The sequence below is a fragment of the Pseudomonas sp. B21-010 genome, assembly GCF_024749325.1.
In the GTDB taxonomy this organism is placed as follows: Bacteria; Pseudomonadota; Gammaproteobacteria; order Pseudomonadales; family Pseudomonadaceae; genus Aquipseudomonas; species Aquipseudomonas kilonensis.
Genome location: NZ_CP087198.1, coordinates 876,838 through 894,803, shown reverse-complemented (window position 1 = coordinate 894,803; position 17,966 = coordinate 876,838). Strand labels below are relative to the sequence as shown.

Sequence of the window (17,966 nt, the reverse complement as noted above, 5' to 3'; positions counted from 1 at the left end):
GGGCGGTCCTAATCGTGGGAAAGGTTACTGAAAGCCACCGAGCGCCAGTCAGAGGCTTCGATAAAACCGAGCAACTGCGGTGCTTGTGGCTGGGCGGTGGAGACGAACAGCGAAGCGCCGTAGCCAAACGTCGAGGTGGGCCGGTGGAGCTCGGTTTCCAATGCCTGCATGCATTCGCTGTGGGTGACCAGGATCAGGTTGCGCCCGGCGACTTTGTGGGCCAGGGCATTGCGCAGAAGGTCGTGGCGGCAATTGATCAGCCAGTCGTCGCCAGCACTCACCTTGTTGAACATGTAGCCCGCCGTCTGGGCCGCACGGACCAGGGGGCTGTTGTAGAGGTCGGTGTTATCCAGGCCCAGTTGCTCGAACCGCGCCCCCAGGCCCACCGCAACGGCACGGGCCCGGTCAGTGATGCCTTCGCGATCATTCAGGCACGCAGCCTTGGCGTGGTCGCAGCGCTCGACATGACGCACCAGCACGATCATCTCACCCTTGGCCCAGCCATCGGCCAAGGCCCGGGCGCCGGCGACGTTGCCGTGGGCCAGGTCCGGTATCGCCGCCGGGCTGAGCAGCCAGAGGGTCAACGGAATGACCAGCAGCGCCGAGGCCAGCACGACCACAGCGTTTTGGTAGCGGGCAAAGCGCCGCGTATTGATCGAGCGCCTCAGGCCGAAAAGGCTCAGTTTCAGTTCCACATCAAGCCGCCCCGACGGCATCACCCAGTCATTCAATGGCGCGACAGTAGAGAGGCCGACGTAGGCAGGCGGTGAAACAGATGTGAAAAAAAGCTTGGGATGGGAGCAAAGCTTGCTCCCACAGATACCGGAAAAAAACTTACAGATCTTGCCCCCCCGGCCGATACAGCCCTGTTACATGCTCTTGCTGGCTCTTAACAACAACAATCTTCCAGCGTACCGACGATCAAGCAGCACAACGTTCCTGGAGGAATTTGATGAACAGCTGGTTTGGCAACATTAGCGTCAACATGAAATTGGGCCTGGGCTTCGGCCTGGTGCTGGTACTGACCTGCCTGCTGGCCCTGACCAGTTGGACCAGCCTGGGCGGGCTGATCGACCGCAGCAACTGGATGAGCGACATCACCCAGCTCAACGCCAGCCTGACCAAGCTTCGGGTCACGCGCCTGCAATACATGCTGACCAACGGTGACGAGACCGCCGCCCAAAACGTGCAGACCACGCTCGATAGTTTCGTGACACAACAGAACGCCCTGCTCAGCAGCTTCAAGAGCCCGGAAAACGTCAAGTTGCTCAAGGAGCAGAGCGCAGTCATCAGCGCCTACCAGGTGTCCCTGAACAAAATGCGCGGCGCCTACCGCACGGGCAACACCGCCCGCGATGCCATGGGCGCTAACGCCGAGATCGCCTACAAGCTGATCGAGACCCTGGATTCGGACGTGCGGAAAATGGGCGCCGGCGACGAGCGTTTCGCCCAGTTCCAGGCCATCACCCAGGCCAAGCAGGACTTCATGCTGGCCCGCTATGAAGTGCGCGGCTACACCACCAACAGCAACGCCGACACCGAACGCAAGGCCGTCACCCAGCTGGACGCCGCCATCGCCTCGCTCAAGCCGCTGAACGAGCATTTCTCCAGCACCCGCCAGGATGAACTGCGCCAACTGGAAAACGCCCTGGCCCAATACCGCAGCGCCGTGCAGGCCTTCAAGCTGGCCACCGCCGACGCGGTACAGGCACGCAAGGAAATGACCGACCAGGGCGCGTCAATCGTGACGCTGAGCGAACAGCTGTACCAGATCCAACTCGACCGCCGCGACGCCGAAAGTGCCGAGGCCCGCACCCTGCAACTGATCAGCACCCTGCTGGCGTTGCTGGTCGGCGTCATTGCCGCCGTCATCATCACGCGCCAGATCACCGGCCCGCTGCGCGATACCCTGGCCGTGGTCGAGCGCATTGCCGGTGGCGACCTGTCGCACACGGTCAACGTCACTCGCCGCGATGAACTCGGCGTGCTGCAACAAGGCATCGCGCGCATGGGCGTGACCCTGCGCGACCTGATCAGCGGCATCCGCGATGGCGTGACCCAGATCGCCAGCGCCGCCGAAGAACTGTCCGCCGTGACCGAGCAGACCAGCGCCGGGGTCAACAGCCAGAAAGTCGAGACCGATCAGGTCGCGACCGCCATGCACGAAATGACCGCGACGGTGCAGGAAGTGGCCCGCAACGCCGAAGAAGCCTCCCAGGCCGCGGCCGCCGCCGACGGCGAAGCCCGTGCCGGTGACAAGGTAGTCAGCGAAGCCATCGCCCAGATCGAGCGCCTGGCCAGCGAAGTGGCGCGCTCCACCGACGCCATGACCGTGCTGCAACAGGAAAGCGACAAGATCGGCAGCGTCATGGACGTGATCAAGGCCGTGGCCGAGCAGACCAACCTGCTGGCGCTCAACGCGGCGATCGAAGCGGCACGCGCCGGTGAAGCCGGGCGTGGTTTCGCCGTGGTGGCCGACGAAGTCCGTGGCCTGGCCCAGCGCACGCAGAAATCCACCGAAGAAATCGAAGGCCTGGTGGCCGGCCTGCAGAACGGCACGCAACAAGTAGCGGCCGTGATGAACAACAGCCGCAGCCTCACCGACAGCAGCGTGGCCCTGACCCGCAAGGCCGGCGCGTCACTGGGGAACATCACCCGCACGGTGTCGAACATCCAGTCGATGAACCAGCAGATCGCCGCTGCCGCCGAGCAGCAAAGCGCCGTGGCCGAGGAGATCAGCCGCAGCATCATCAACGTGCGCGACGTGTCCGAACAGACCGCCGCCGCCAGCGAAGAAACCGCCGCCTCCAGCGTCGAACTGGCGCGGTTGGGGAATCAGTTGCAGATGATGGTCAGCCACTTCCGCGTCTAACGCCCTACGCACTGTGGGGGCGAGCTTGCTCGCGAAGGCGGTGGTTCAGTCAACTTCAATGCTGACTGATCCGACGCCATCGCGAGCCAGCTCGCTCCCACAGGGTTTGCATCAGCGCAGCCCCACGAATCGCTCTTTCGTACACATCTCCCGCTCACGTCCTACCGTCTTTTTTTGCGTACTGCTGTACGGTTTTCTCCTGACAAGAACATTCCGTTCGAACAGGAGAGGCACCTACATGGACGCAGACAACGGCTCTCTGTTGCACAAGCTCGTTGCCCCGCCAATGGACGAGGGCATTGCCAAAACCGATTTCAAGACCGCCCTGCAACGAATGGGGCTGACATCGGTATTCGACATCCTGCACCTGGGCAAGACGCAGTTCGCCCAGGCGCTCGCCAGGCACTGCGATGCAGATGCCGGGCAGGCCTACGACAATGCGTCGAGCCACGCCCGGCAGATCAGCCGCTTGTACCTGGAGCATCAACTCAGCTCCAGCGACACCAAGCCCCGTGTGCGACGCAGCCTGGACTCAGACTCGACATCCGGGCCGATCAGCTATCAAGCACTGTTCCAGGAAAACCGGGATCAGTTTTGCAAGGACGGTGACATCGCCGCGATCGACTCGCCCGTGGCCTACCTGCGTGCGCTGTACCTGTTTGCCAGGCAGTTGGAAAACAGCTCCACCCACCCCCGCAAGATCCCCCTGGAGAAACGTCGACCGGACCTCGACACGCTGATGCTCGACCCACACAGTGCCTTGGTTGCGCGCCCGACGCTCAACATCGTCAACGACACGTTGTGCAGCCATATCGAGGCCAGTCTCGATGACGGCACAACCGTCCATCAGGCCTTGGCCGACGCACACTATCCCTTTTCACTGCCCTATGATCTTCACCACCATCAATGCCTGCTTGGCTTGGGCGCAGGTAAACCCGCCCTGGGTGAAGTCAATTATCGGATCAGCCTGAAACTGCCGTTTTGCCAGGACGGCTCAACGTATGGACACGTTTCGCAATCGCCTGTCGAGGCGCAAAAACTGCTTTCAGGGCTCAGTCCGGCTCAGCAGGCACTCTTGCTCGCACCGCTCGCTTCGGGTTCCGATTTCGAGGCCTTGAAAAAAGCCTACGGCACTCAAGATGTCGGGCGCCTGGGTGATTTCACATTCTTCAAGGAGCGCACCGGGCTGTCGACGGAACAGGTTGAGCAACTACTGGGGCATGGCAGATACAGGCCTCGCTCCTCGACCCATATCCCGCCCTCGACTCGTAACCGCCAGAGTCCTGCTTACATCAATGGTCCCGACACTTCTTCCCCCGCCCTGGTGCTTGAAACCCAAACGGCCCGGCAAGGATTCAGTCACAAGTCCTACGAGCGCTTCGACCGCATGCAGCGAATGGTCCGATTGCAGCAATGGACCGGCATTCCCTTTGCCGAACTGGATACGTTGCTCATCAATAGCATGCATTCGGAAGGCAACACCCTGATGACGCTCAGCGCCAATACCCTGCGCGCGCTTGGGGTCTATCAGTACATGAAGCGGCGCCGTGGCATCACACCAGAAGAGTTTGCCTCGCTCATGAGCGACATGCCGACCTGTGCTAGCGCAGAGCGTGTTTCGTTGTACGACCAGGTATTCAATCGCAGCGGTCTTCTTCAAAGCCCTGCGTGGGGGAAGCAGGCGACAGGCCTTGATACCGCAGACTTCAAGACACTCAGTTACCTCGGTGCTGGCCTGGGGCTTGCCCTCACAGAAGACGCGCTGTTGCTGCTTGTGAAACAGACTAAAAAGTACCTGCCGCTGAAAAACGATTTGCCGACGATCTCTTCGCTCTACCGCCAGGCCCGTATCGCCCGGATGTTTGGCCTGTCGCCTCTTGAGTGCACGGAGCTGGCTCGGCTACTGGGAGGCGATACGTTCTGTCGGGCATTGGTGACGGGAGCACTGGACACCACGCACCCCGACATTATCGACGTATTGATGGCAATGGATTGGGCCGTGGACTGGCTCAAGCAAAACCATCTCGATGTGCTGCAGTGGTGTCGCCTGTTCGAATCTATCGGACCCGATTTGCCGTTGAATCAGAAACTGGAAGAGCGACTGGCCGTACTGCGAGAGCACGCCCAGTCCACCAGCGACTATCAACGCCTGGTAGGAACACTGCTGCACGATACGGCTGACGTGTCCGCCGAATACCTTCCCAGCGTGATGAAAATGGCCGGCACGAATGCCACAGACATGGTCGAGGCCATCATCGCCACTGTCGACAAAACTCCGCCATTGCTGGCACACGTGCTTCGCACCGCGCAAGCCTGCCAGAAATTGCATCTGAGCAGCAGCACGCTACAGGTGTTGATGGACCATCCCACGTGGTTAGCCTCGAACAGTTCAGGAACGCTTACACCTCAAACGCTGTATTTGCTCGAACGGTTCAATCATTGCGCGCGCCATCAGGCGCAGTCAGAAGAAAACCTGTTGCATTACTTGCAGCTCGCCAACCAAGACCTACCGCAACATTCAGCAGAGACAGTCAACGGCCTGCTGGCCCACCTGCTGGGCTGGAGCACCGAGCAAGTGGGCTGCCTGACAGCGCTGCTGACGCCCAAACGCGCCACCACGATGCAAGCCGTGGATTGGGTCATGCGTTGCCAGGCGTGTTGCTTGAGCACGGGCCTGTCGGCAAGCCAACTGCTCATGGCCGCCACACTCAATAACGACAGCCTGACGCAGGCCTGGAAAATCGTCGGTGAAGGACTGATCGCTGCGTGCCATTGAGGCGAACATTTTTTTATTCAAGGATTGAATATGACCGTTGCCATGAAAAAGCAGCTGGATGAAAGCCTGCGCGATGCGCAGTTGGCGTTCTACCTGGACAAGGTCGTGCCCGATAATGGCCTGACCGGGACGGCTCGGCTCAAGACGGCCCAGGACCTCTACGAATATTGGCTGCTGGACGTGCTGGTCAGCCAGGATGTGCCCACCACGCCTGTGGCGTGCGCCATCGCCAGTCTTCAGCAATACATCAACCGTATCCTGATGAATATGGAGCCCGGCTACGATCGGGCAAGCATCACGCCGGAGCACCTGCAAACGTGGCGCAACGAGATGCATCAATACGCTATCTGGGCGGCTCATCAAAAGCTGCTTTATTTTCCCGCAAGTTATCTGGACCCCGTCCTGAGGAACAACAAGAGCGACAATTTCCAGCAGTTGGAAAACGACCTCAACCAGAACCGGATCCAGGCCGACGCTGTTCAATCGGCGGTCATGGCCTACCTGACTCGATTCGAAGAAATGGCCAACCTGAATATTCTCAACGGCTACATCGATGGAGAAGACTTCGCCCACAGCACCTACTATTTCATTGCCAAGTCACGTACCGAAAACACCTACTTCTGGCGCTCGTTGGACATGGGGCAACGTCCGCTTGACGGTCCGCCACCACGGCCCCCTGCCATCGCCGCCAAACTGGACCAACCTGATCCGTACGCCTGGTCCGACTGGGAAAAAGCCGATGTGCCCATTCCAGAAGGCGCCGTCGAACACTCGATTCGTCCTGTCTGGTTCAACAATCGTCTGTTCGTTGTCTGGGCAGAATGCATCCATCAGGATCCGTCAGCCTCCAGTGCCCCATCGAGCAACGCCGCCGAGCAACCGAGTACGCGTCATCCGCTTTTACGCTTGAGCTTCTGCTTCAAAAAGCAGGATGGGAAATGGAGCACGCCGCGAATTGCCCTGCAGGGTTATTGCAACGACGAAATGCTTCGTGGCAGGGATCTTGATGCCATTAAAGCATCGGTAGGTACTGTAGCTGAGCAACACAACGACGGTGCCCACGGTTCATTGTTTATCGCCCTGTGTGCACGAAAACCCAAAACCGACTCGTCCCAAGGGATCGGTAACGACTTCGCGCTCATTAGAACGATTTGTATCGACAGTCATCTCGCCACTCATAGCCCAACCATCACCGAGAAAGGGCTCATAGGCGCTGTCAACCAACGCATTCAAACAAAAATACTTTCAAAAATCGAAATTGCTGACGCTCCTCTCCCGACGGGCATGAGCATTCTCATGTCCGATTTCGAAAGCCTGCAGGATCGGATAAACATCAGACCGAACAATGACCGAACCGGCCCCACGCTGACGCTAAGCATGACTGCAAGCGTCTATTTCGACGGGCTGGGTTTATACACACCCCCTGGAAAAATCAGGTTGAGACTTACAACCAGGCCCGATCGATCCCCGAGACTTCAACTTGACTTGGTACTTCCTGCCCGCGGCCTGCCAGACGCATCCTACGTGGCACTGGATGCGGGTTCACAACTTACGATCACCAACCACACCTCGTTATCTCCTGCCCCTTACCAACTATCGATCGACCGCATGGTTGATGTACTCAAAAACTCTGAACATTCGCGCGGTGTCACGCTGCATGCAGATACAAATCTTCAGGGAAAAGTTATTTCTACAGAGGCAGTGCGTCATCTGATCAAGGAAAGTAGACGGGAAAATAACAGCTCAATTTCCGGAAATGTACGGAAAGTAACGATGCAAGCCAGCAACGCCACAGCTCTCGACCTTGGTCAGGCAGTCGTCAATCTTGATGAACCGTTTAACCTTCAATATGTAATTTTCCGTCAGCCAACCGCCCTGGCAACTCAAGCGCCGTCATTTGAAAACCTGACGGTGGTAGCGCAGTCCACCCCCGCGTCTACGCTGACGGAGCTCTTCGAGTTCACTTGGCACAGCAATGATCTCAACCGTGACGGCGATACATTTTTTTGTGGGGTCGCCTTTGTCTACCCCAATGAACCGGAAACGAAGCTCTATTGCGCCCTTAAAGGCATCAAGCTGAACGTCATCCCTACGCGCCTCCAGGCCCCAGGCATTACCCCCTCATCGACGGCCGGACTGGGCACCACCCAATTTATCGATTTCACCCATAGCGCCATCAAGACCAGCGATGCCGGGGACCAACTCCGCCAGCCGATCAGGTTGAACACCGCCTTCGCCGCAGAACTGATCCGCCGTACAGAAAACGGTCTGGATGAGCTGTTCGACTGGACGACACAACACTTGTCTGAGCCCGTCATACCCGACGCCCCCAACAACAATATGGATTTCCATGGTCCCTACGGCCGTTACTTCACCGAGCTGTTCCTCTACTTGCCTTGGTTGGTCGCCCATCGCTTGAACGCCGAACAGCGTTATGAAGAGGCCGAACGCTGGTTGCGCCGCCTCTTCGATCCAGGTCGCGGCAAAGAAAACTGCTGGAGGGCCCTTCCCTTACTCGATAGCAGCACGCCTTCGTACGCCGACCAGGCGCCCCACGACCCTCATCAGATCGCGCTCAGTCATCCGGCGCACTTTCGCAAGGCGCTGTACTTCCTGTACCTCGACATCCTGATCAATCGAGGTGACGCCGCCTACCGCGAGCTGACCCCCGACGGCCTCAGCGAGGCAAAGCTGTGGTACGTGCGGGTACTGGATCTGTTGGGGCCACGCCCGACCGTTCAATCAGTCGATCATTGGGTAAACATCAACCTGAAAACGTTGGGCGAAACGACCAGTGACGACTTACGCACATTTGAACGATCACTCGCCCGCTCCCAGCCCTCATTGCCCGTTCGCGGGGGCAGTCTGCACGCGTCCTGGCCAGCCATCGATAGCCCGCACTTGCGCCTGCCGTTCAACCCGCAGTTGCTCCAGCGCTGGGACATTGCTGAAAGCCGCCTGTACAACTTGCGGCACAACCTCGACATCGCCGGCAAGCCGCTGCATCTGCCGGTATTTGCCGTGCCGCTGGACCCTCGCGTATTGCTCAGCCCCGCTGTATTGAATACTTCGAACAATACGGTTCGAGGATTGCCAACCACATCTATCCCGCACTATCGGTTCTCGGTCATGCACAGCCAGGCCTCGAGCGCAGTGGAAAGCCTCAGCCAATTTGGCGCCACGCTGCTGTCGCTGGTCGAGCGCAAGGAGCAGGCACAGTTGCAGGAGCTACAGCAGCAGCAAGCCTGGAACCTGGCGAAAATCTCGGTCGACCTGCAACGCCAGGCCTTGAATATCGATCGTCAGAACCGCCAGGCACTGCTCGCAAGCCAAGCAATTGCTCAAAACCGCTCAACCCATTACAAAAAACTGTTGGACGATGGCCTAAGCAACAAGGAAATAAGCGTCAGTTGGTTCAACGTATCCAGCGGCACGATGGAGGCCGCTGCAATGGCCTTCCAAGTCGCAGCTGCTGGGCTGATGCTGGTTCCAAACGTCGCGGGCTTCAGCTTTGGCGGCAGCCGTTGGGAGGGGCCGGCGCTCGCGGCCTCTGCGGCCGCCCATAGCAGCGCGATCATAACCCGCACGATAGCGGCCGATCTCGACCGTCAGGCCATATTCGATCGCCGTCGGGAAGATTGGCAACACGCCTATGATCAATCACAGCTCGAGCTGACCCAGATTGACGCAGAACTGGCGCAATCCACCGAGCAGGAAACCGCCACTCGCCTGCAACTGCGCCTTGCCGAATCAACCCTGGGCCAAACCAAGACCCATTACGACTTTCTCAGCAAGCGCTTTACCAAAGCACAGCTGTACCAATGGCTAAATAGTCAGTTTGCAGTGCTCTATCACCAGGCCTACGACACGACACTCAGCCTGTGCCTGGCCGCCGAAGCTTGCTGGCAATACGAAATCTCCGATTTCGACAAACGATTCATTCAGCCCGGCGCTTGGAATACCACCTATCGAGGACTTGGAGCAGGCGAGCAATTGAAACTCAGCCTGTTGAACATGCGGGCCGGATATCTACGCCGCAGCGAGCGAGAACTGGAGATCCGCAAGACGATTTCATTGCGTCAATTGAAGGACCAGACCGCAACCTCGACGATCAACGAGCCATGGCTGGACATGCATGCCGCACTGAAGAAAGGTCAATGCGACTTCGAGCTGCCCCACGACCTGTTCGAGAATGATTACACGGGTCAGAAGCACTACTTGCGGCGGATCAAAACCATCAGCGTGTCCTTGCCGGCCATTGTTGGTCCTTACGAAAACATCCGGGCCACGCTGACCCAGACCTCTAGCAAGGTGTACATGTCCGCCGATGCCAAGGGGCGGGTCATGGAGAACCTGCGCGCCAACCAACAGATCGCCCTGTCCACCGGCGTCGACGACAACGGTCTGTTCACCCTGACCTTCAACGATGAGCGCTACCTGCCATTTGAATACACCGGTGCGGTTTCCAAATGGCAACTGACATTCCCGAACCCCGAGGCACAAAGGGACACGCTCGAGTCACTGACCGACATCATCGTACACGTGAGCTATACCGCCAGGGCCGGAGGTGCGCAATGAACGAGCAACCCGCATTGCCGGTTACCGCGCCGGCCCTGCCCAAAGGCGGCGGTGCCATCCAGAGCATTGGTAAGGGGTGGGAAAACGTCGGTGCCCACGGCACAGCTTCCTATGAAGTTGCATTGCCGATTTCCCCCGGACGCGGCTTTGCTCCGGCCTTGTCCCTGAGCTATAGCAGTTCAGCCGGCAACGGCGTGTTCGGTATCGGCTGGGGGCTGTCGCTGTCTTGCGTGGCGCGACGCACCAGCAAGGGCGTGCCTGCCTATAACGACGACGATGAAATCGTCGGCCCCAGCGGTGTGGTCTGGTTGCCCGAGCACGGCCCCCGTCCAACCCGAGTCAATCGCTACAACGGCCTGGACCTGGGCACGACCTACACGGTGACGCGTCACCTGCCAAGAATCGAAAGCAGCTTCGACCGGATTGAACATTGGTCGTCGGATGGAGATACACCGGGTTTCTGGCTCGTGCACGGGGCCGATGGCAGCCTGCATGTCTACGGGAAAAATCCCGAGTCGCGACGAACCGATCCCCAGGACGCAAGCCGGGTAGGTGAGTGGCTGCTGGAGGAAAGCCTGAATGCACATGGTGAGCACATTCAATATGTGTACGCGGGAAATGGCGGAGCCCAACGCTATTTGAGCCATGTGCGTTACGGCAATGTGAAGGCCGACACCCGCCTTTACGCTTGGAAAACAGATCCGCCCACACAGGGCCAATGGCACTTCGAGTTGGTGTTCGACTACGGTGAGCGAAGCACCGAATACGAGAAAAAACCACGCCATGAAGGACTGCAACCGCAAAAACGTAGCGATGGGTTTTCCACCTTTGCCTACGGTTTCGAACTGCGTACCGATCGCCTATGTCGCCAGGTGTTGATGTTCCATCACTTTCCCGAAGCGCTGGGCGCCGATCCTGTTCTCGTGCGACGTCTGCTGCTTGATTACCGCCAGACGCTCCTGGGCTATAGCTTCTTGAGCGCAGCGCATGACCAAGCGTTCGGCGACGGAACAGCTCCCCAAAGCCGTCCTCCCATGGAGTTCCACTACAGCGGATTCAAAGGCCTGTTCGATAAGCCCGCCTGGAAACACGTTGAGAACATGGCAGGGTTCAGCGACGAACAAGGTTTCCAATGGGTGGATTTGTACGGCGAAGGTTTGCCCGGCCTGCTCCATCGAAGCGATGCAGGCTGGTGTTACCGTGAGCCCATGCGAGCTAAAGCCAAGACGGATGAAGTGGCTTACGACCAGTGGAAAGCGCTGCCTGAGATTCCCGTCGCCGACACCGCGAAGACACTGCACCAAACGCTCAGTGATCTCACAGGTGACGGTCGACTGGACTGGATCATCGCCCAACCGGGGCTTAGCGGCTTTTTTTCCCTGGGCGCTGATAGGAAATGGTCGAACTTCGCGACATTCCAGGCGTTTCCGACAGAGTTCTTCAACTCAAAAGGGCATCTGGCCGACTTGATGGGCGAAGGCCTCACCGACCTTGCCCTGATCGGTCCCCGCAGCGTTCGCTTGTATGCCAACCAGCGCGAGCGGGGGTTCGCTGCCGCCCGAGAAGTTCCTCGCCACGACAATGACGATGCCCTGCCGGTATTCAACAGGTCGCCTTGCGAACTGGTGGCTTTCAGCGATCTGCTCGGTAGCGGCCAGCAGCATCTGGTGCGCATTCGCCACGACGAAGTGAAGTGCTGGCCAAACCTTGGCCACGGGCGATTCGGCAAAGGCATCGTGATGGATTTTCCGGGCCTCGCCTACCCCACCTTCGATGCCTCGCGCATCCGTCTCGCAGACCTGGATGGTTCCGGTGCCACCGACCTGATCTATCTGCAAGCGGATCGAGCGCTGATCTTCATGAACCGCTGCGGCAATGGCTTCGCTCCCGCGATTACGCTGCTCTGGCCAACTGGCCTGCGCTACGACAACTTATGCCAGGTGAGCATCGTCGACCTGCTAGGGCTGGGTTGCTCCAGCCTGGTGTTGAGCGTGCCGCATCTAACCCCGGCGCAACATTGGCGCTACGACTTTGTCGAGGAAAAGCCGTATCTGCTCACCGGCACCAACAACAACATGGGCGCCGCCAGCCGCATTGCTTATCGCAGCTCGGCCCAGGAATGGCTGGACGAGAAAGCCTCAAGGGTCATAGCCAAGGAGTCCCTTGCCTGCCATGTACCGTTGCCCCTGCACTTGGTGTCGCGCCAGGTCCAGCGGGATGAGATCACCGGTAATCGCCTGACCCAGTGTTTTTCCTATCGTCAAGGTTATTACGACGGCGTCGAACGGGAATTCCGTGGCTTCGGTTTGCTGATACAAACCGACAATGAAACCTACCCCAACGATGCCGATTCGCCAGGCTTCACAGAGCCTTGTTTGAAAAAAACCTGGTTTCATACCGGCCAGGCAGTGGACATGGACCGAAGCGACTATCACGGCACCGATTCGCAAGCCAAGGCGTTGGGTAAAGCCTTACTGTGCCGATACAAAGATGACAATAGCGAGGACGAACTGATTGGGGCGACAGACGAAGCGACCAGGCTTGAAATGTGCCGCGTCCTGAGCGGTCATCTACTGCGCAGCGAGACATACGCAGGGGGCAACGACAAGACGCTGTATTCGGTTCAGGAACACCGTTATCGGATCCGTCTACAACAGGCGCCCCAGGGCCCGCGGCGCTATGCCGCCCTGTTGCCGCTGCCGCTGGAATCCATCAGCTACCAATACGACGGCCTGGACGACGACCCCCGGTGCCAGCACACGATCAACTTGCAGCACGATCGGTACGGTGCCGTGATCCACAGCGTGATCATCCATTACGCCCGACGCAAAACGCCAGAAGATACCGCACCGTTCAGCGATCCAGACCCACAACAATGGTGGCGGGATGCTCATGACCCGGCGCAACAGTTCTACTACCTGACGCAAACTCGCGCCGAATTCATCAACCTGCAAACGCCTCAAGAATGGCGCCTGGGTTTACCTTATCGCCAACGGACCAACGCGTTGAAACGACCCAAGGTGCCTGAAGACGGAGGGCTGGCACCGGAGGATATTAATTATGAAAAGCTCACCGAACGCGTCGGGAAACCCAGTTGGGCGAGCCAAGCCGTTCTCACCGACCTTTCTATAACACGCTACAAAAAAGCTTCTGCCAACGAAACGCTGCCGGACGGCAACGCCAGCTTCGAAGCCCTGGTCGACCATCTGGAAACCGCCGAGCTGGACGAAACCGCCCTGCAAGCCTTCCATCTATTGCCGTCCACATCTCAACCCGACGACAAAATGCTCACGGAGCTTGGCTATCACTCCATGGCTGAGTTCCTGGCCACAGGCACGCCAGCCGGCAAGCTCTGGTCAGTCAAGAGTGGCTTCGCGACCTACGCCGGTTTGGAAGGTTTCTACAAAACCAAGACCGTGCAGCCGAGCGACAGCCACGGCGTGACCAAGATCAGCTACGACCCATACACGTGCTTCGTTACCGGGTTCGAACTGCCCGATGGCGCTATGACCAAGGCGCAATACAATTACCGTAGCTTCCTGCCCCAATGGGTCAAAGACCCCAACGGTAACGTGCAGGAAGGTCTTGCCGATGCCTTCGGCCAGGTACTGGCCAGCACCTTTTACGGCGACGAGAACAACAACCCTGTCGGTTTCAAACCGATCGCAGCGTTCAACCCATCGCCTAAAAGTCCGGCAGAAGCGATCGCACAGAGCAAGGATGCTTTGCAGGACGCCGCCACCGCGACCTATTACGCGCCATTCAGTTGGATGGGAAACGTATCGGCGGCAGCCTTGCAGGACACCGACTGGCTAGAGCGCTGTGTGAGCAACGGTGACGTACTGCCAACCGGGCATATTCGCGCTTCGGCTCGCGCCCGGCTGTCGAAACTCGAGGTAGTTCCTGTCGACGATAGAAAACTGAAGCGCGAAATTCGTACGTCTAAACGTGAGCCGATTCACATCGCCACACTGGTCGCCGATCGTTACCCCGATGACGAGCAGAAACAAATCCGCATCGCCATGACGTGCTTCGATGGCTTTGGTCGCCAGTTGCAAAGTAAGCAGCAGGTCGAATCAGGCATGGCTTACATCGTGGATGCCAAGGGTGAACTGACACTCGAGGGCGACAAGCCGCAGGAACAGATCACCGCAACGCGCTGGCGTGTCAGCGAACGGGTGGAATACAACAGCAAGGGATTGGCGATCCGGATCTACCGCCCCTATTTTGCCGATCAACACCGCTACATCAACGACAAGTCCTTTCGGCAGTTCGGCCATTGCGACCAGCAGTTTTACGATGCGCTGGGTCGCTCGAGCCACAGTCGTCTCGCCAAACAGAATGGTCTTTCCTGGATGCGTCGGCAGACCCATCATCCTTGGTATACCGTGGAGGAGGACGAAAACGACACGCTGGAAGAAGTCATGGCCGAACATGCCTCGACAGCGGGAGGTGAGGCATGAGCGCACGCCTTCATCGCAAGACTCCCACCCTCAACGTTATCGACGGCCGAGGCCTGCCGGTGCGCCAGGTGGCTTACTGCCGAGGCAAGGAAGGCGAAAAAGCCCAGACGCGCGCAAACCGGCAAGAGTACAACGTTGCCGGACGGTTGATCGCCCAGCGCGACCCTCGGTTTGCCAACGCAACTGACGCCAATCTTGCGAGCGTCTACAGCCTGTCCGGCAAACCATTGCGAGTAAAAAGCGTCGACGCCGGATGGCGCCTGAACCTGCCCGGCGACGCCGGACAGATCCTGCACAGTTGGGATCAACGAGGAAGTCACTGGCAATCGACCTACGACAACCAACTGAGACTGACCACCGTCGAGGAACAAGCCGCAGGCCAAGCACTGCGCAAAGTAGAGTGCCTGGGCTACGGCGACAGTTCGCAGGAATCGACGAAGCTCAATCGCTGCGGCGCGCTCATCCGCCACGATGACAGCGCGGGCACGCTGATCGTTGACGAATATGCGTTATGCGGTAAACCGCGCAGCCAGACACGGCACTTTCTGAGCGAGGCGGCACAACCTGACTGGCCAACCGACGTGAAAGATCGCAATGGTCTGCTTGAAGAGGGAGAAGGCTACAAAACGAGTTGGTCCTACGACGCTCTAGGGCAAATTATCCAGCAGACCGACGCCGCCCGACACGAACAGCACCACGCCTTCGATGTCGCGGGCCAACTCAAATCCGCGAGCCTGAAAATCAAAGGCACCGAGGCCAAAAAAACCATCGTCAAAGACCTCGTCTACAACGCATTCGGCCAGGTCGAGTCGCAAACCGCCGGCAATGGCGTGACGAGCCGCGCGGTGTTCGATCCGGCCAGCGGGCGGCTGACCTCGCTCAGCGCATCGGTGCCTGGCAAAACCTTGCAAGACCTCCACTACACCTACGACGCCATGGGGAACGTGACTCAAATTAGCGACAACGTCCAACCTGAGCGATTCAACAGCAATCAACGGGTTAAACCTGTCAGCACCTTCACCTACGACAGCCTCTACCAGTTGACCAGCGCCACGGGGCGTGAGGCCGCCGGGCTGGCGGCGCCCCCCGGTCTTCCCACCGCCGGTACGACTTCATTCGACCCCACGCAACTGTTCAATTTTGCCGAGCAATACACGTACGACGACGGCGGCAACCTGACCGAACTGCGTCATGTACGCGAAGGGAATAACTACACCCGCACCTTGAATGTCGCCACCGCCAGCAATCGCCTCGTGTCTTGGAGCCAGGGCGACGACACCACGACCAGAATAACGATGAGCTGCGATGCCAACGGCAACCTTCAGGCCCTATGCCCGGGCCAGGAACTGGAATGGAATAGCCGCAACCAGCTCGACAGTGTGGTGCTGGTCCAGCGCGAAAACGGTTCTGACGACATCGAACGTTACACCTACGACAGCAGCGGCCAACGCGTGCGCAAGGTCAAGACAACCCATGCCACGGCAATGAACCACACTGAGGAAGTCCGCTACTTGCCGGGCCTCGAAATCCGCACCCGTCATAACGAGCACCTGGAGGTCATCACCCTGCAAGCCGGACGCTGCAGCGTGCGTTATCTGCATTGGACCAAAGGTCGACCGTCCAAGATCGCGGCCGATCAACTGCGCTACAGCCTCGATGACCATTTGGGCTCCAGCTCACTGGAGCTCGACGATCAGGCCGACCTGATCAGCCAGGAAAGTTACCTGCCCTACGGAGGAACCGCGTGGGTGGCATCCCGTTCGGCCGTGGAAGCCGACTACCGGACCATTCGCTACTCCGGCAAGGAACGCGATGCCAGCGGGTTGTATTACTACGGGCATCGGTATTACGCACCGTGGTTGCAACGCTGGATCAGTCCCGACCCGGCGGGGGCGATTGATGGGTTGAACTTGTATTGCATGGTCGGGAACAACCCGATGAGGTATGTCGATCACCAAGGGTTGGTACTCAACGATGCTCAAGGGAAGGAAATCGACCCTGTCGAATGGACGAAACAGGATGGGGAGGAACGCTCGAAAAAAATGCTGACGCCACCATCTCCAGTGAAGAAGGGCAAACAAGGCCCTGAAGAAGACCCCGATGCCAGCCCCGGCTTTAGCAAGACAAAACGCAACAACGTTATTGTTGTTCACTCCTATGGCGTTATTAAAGATCACGCGGGCGGCAACGATATGGCCATCATGGAGCATTACAATCTTCCCAAGCCAAAATCCGGCGCAACGGGATATCGCGGGGTAGACCCGTATTATGATGGCTCCGCTACCAGCGAGGATTTCTACCTGAATTTCGGAAGCTACAAAATCAGTAATGCGGCTGATTACATGGAAAACTTGGCCGAGAATTACCGAGACAGGAAAAAAGACCCACACTATCAGTTTAAAGTAGATACCGATGCGCTGAGGCTCGACCCAACGCTAAGCAGAACAATTGACGAGCTGTACGAACTTCAACAGCCAACCCGAGAATTTATCGAGAGACATATCGAGGCTTCCAATGGAATCATTCCAATACTAACCGGAGGACCAGGGGCTCATGGAGAAGTTGGAGCGCTTAACACCATTGTTGCGCTCTATCCGGGAAAGCGTGAAAGAGTGCTTGCGGATACGACGCTGTTCACCGAAAAATTACAGAACGTGACGCAACCGGAGCCATTTATCGCCTGTTTCAACTGCAGCGCAATCATTCCACCAAACGTTAGTATCCCAACAGGCCGCCAACTGAGGACGCCACGTTTATATAATGTCCACGTAGCGTCGATCAATGAGTATCGTCAGTAAAGCTCAGCGCAGGTAAAGACCAACCGATTGCCAAACGGATCGACCACCGCCATGTCCTGGCTACCCCAGGGCATGGCCTGGATCTGTGGACGGGCGTAGCGGTATTGCTTGGCGAGCAATTGCTGCTGGAAGGCTTCCAGCTCATCGGTCTCGATCCGCAACGCCGAGCCCGGTGTGCAGTCGCCGTGGTGCTCGGACAGGTGCAGCACGCAGTCGCCGCGGGAGACTTGCAGGTACAGCGGGAAGTCGTCTCCGAAGCGATGTTGCCAATCGACGGTAAAGCCCAGGAAGTCGACATAGAACGCCAACGCCTTGGCTTCATCGAAGATCCGCAGGATTGGGGTGGTTTTACCGAAGCTCATGGGTTGCTCCCTGGCTGAAAAGACCCAGTTTAGATGGGTTGACCCCATTGCTTCGGCCTTGAACCGGGGTTCTTTAGTGTCGCAGTGCCGTTGTTGTGACGCCAATTAACACAATAT

The 17,966-nt window shown here is 58.3% G+C and carries 7 protein-coding genes and 1 pseudogene; 6 read left to right on the top strand and 2 right to left on the bottom strand.

From position 1 onward, the window contains the following. Positions 1-8 precede the first annotated feature (8 nt). Complete coding sequence (locus tag LOY50_RS03800) at positions 9-716, bottom strand: histidine phosphatase family protein (RefSeq protein WP_258690324.1); 708 nt, start codon at positions 714-716, stop codon at positions 9-11. Between the two features lie 236 nt (positions 717-952). Between LOY50_RS03800 and LOY50_RS29040 the strand changes: the two are divergent. The 6 genes and pseudogenes from LOY50_RS29040 to LOY50_RS03775 form a co-directional block, all read left to right on the top strand. After that, a pseudogene (locus tag LOY50_RS29040) lies at positions 953-1,966 on the top strand (methyl-accepting chemotaxis protein); the annotation flags it as partial. Positions 1,967-2,008: 42 nt separating this feature from the next. Beyond that, a complete protein-coding gene (locus LOY50_RS29035; protein ID WP_408980855.1) occupies positions 2,009-2,872 on the top strand; it encodes a methyl-accepting chemotaxis protein in 864 nt (287 codons plus the stop codon). Between the two features lie 25 nt (positions 2,873-2,897). Further along, on the top strand, positions 2,898-5,648 hold the full coding sequence (locus LOY50_RS03790; RefSeq protein ID WP_258690322.1) for a Tc toxin subunit A: 2,751 nt from the start codon (positions 2,898-2,900) through the stop codon (positions 5,646-5,648). Positions 5,649-5,678: 30 nt separating this feature from the next. Continuing rightward, positions 5,679-10,226 (top strand): neuraminidase-like domain-containing protein, encoded by a 4,548-nt coding sequence (locus LOY50_RS03785; protein ID WP_258690321.1) that lies wholly within the window; start codon positions 5,679-5,681, stop codon positions 10,224-10,226. Continuing rightward, positions 10,223-14,689 (top strand): SpvB/TcaC N-terminal domain-containing protein, encoded by a 4,467-nt coding sequence (locus LOY50_RS03780; RefSeq protein WP_258690320.1) that lies wholly within the window; start codon positions 10,223-10,225, stop codon positions 14,687-14,689. Before LOY50_RS03785 ends, LOY50_RS03780 begins: the two co-directional genes overlap by 4 nt. Continuing rightward, complete coding sequence (locus LOY50_RS03775) at positions 14,686-17,487, top strand: RHS repeat domain-containing protein (protein WP_258690319.1); 2,802 nt, start codon at positions 14,686-14,688, stop codon at positions 17,485-17,487. Before LOY50_RS03780 ends, LOY50_RS03775 begins: the two co-directional genes overlap by 4 nt. On the opposite strand, the gene LOY50_RS03770 is transcribed toward LOY50_RS03775, so the two are convergent. Further along, positions 17,481-17,849, bottom strand: coding sequence for a glyoxalase superfamily protein (locus LOY50_RS03770; protein ID WP_253471467.1), 369 nt, complete (start codon positions 17,847-17,849; stop codon positions 17,481-17,483). The two genes, LOY50_RS03775 and LOY50_RS03770, sit on opposite strands and share 7 nt — an antisense overlap. Between the last annotated feature and the right edge of the window lie 117 nt (positions 17,850-17,966).

Coding starts and splice junctions, on each gene's coding strand:
- LOY50_RS03800 (WP_258690324.1), bottom strand. CDS start 716: ATGCCGTCGGGGCGGCTTGATGTGGAACTGAAACTGAGCCTTTTCGGC.
- LOY50_RS29035 (WP_408980855.1), top strand. CDS start 2,009: ATGGGCGTGACCCTGCGCGACCTGATCAGCGGCATCCGCGATGGCGTG.
- LOY50_RS03785 (WP_258690321.1), top strand. CDS start 5,679: ATGACCGTTGCCATGAAAAAGCAGCTGGATGAAAGCCTGCGCGATGCG.
- LOY50_RS03780 (WP_258690320.1), top strand. CDS start 10,223: ATGAACGAGCAACCCGCATTGCCGGTTACCGCGCCGGCCCTGCCCAAA.
- LOY50_RS03775 (WP_258690319.1), top strand. CDS start 14,686: ATGAGCGCACGCCTTCATCGCAAGACTCCCACCCTCAACGTTATCGAC.
- LOY50_RS03770 (WP_253471467.1), bottom strand. CDS start 17,849: ATGAGCTTCGGTAAAACCACCCCAATCCTGCGGATCTTCGATGAAGCC.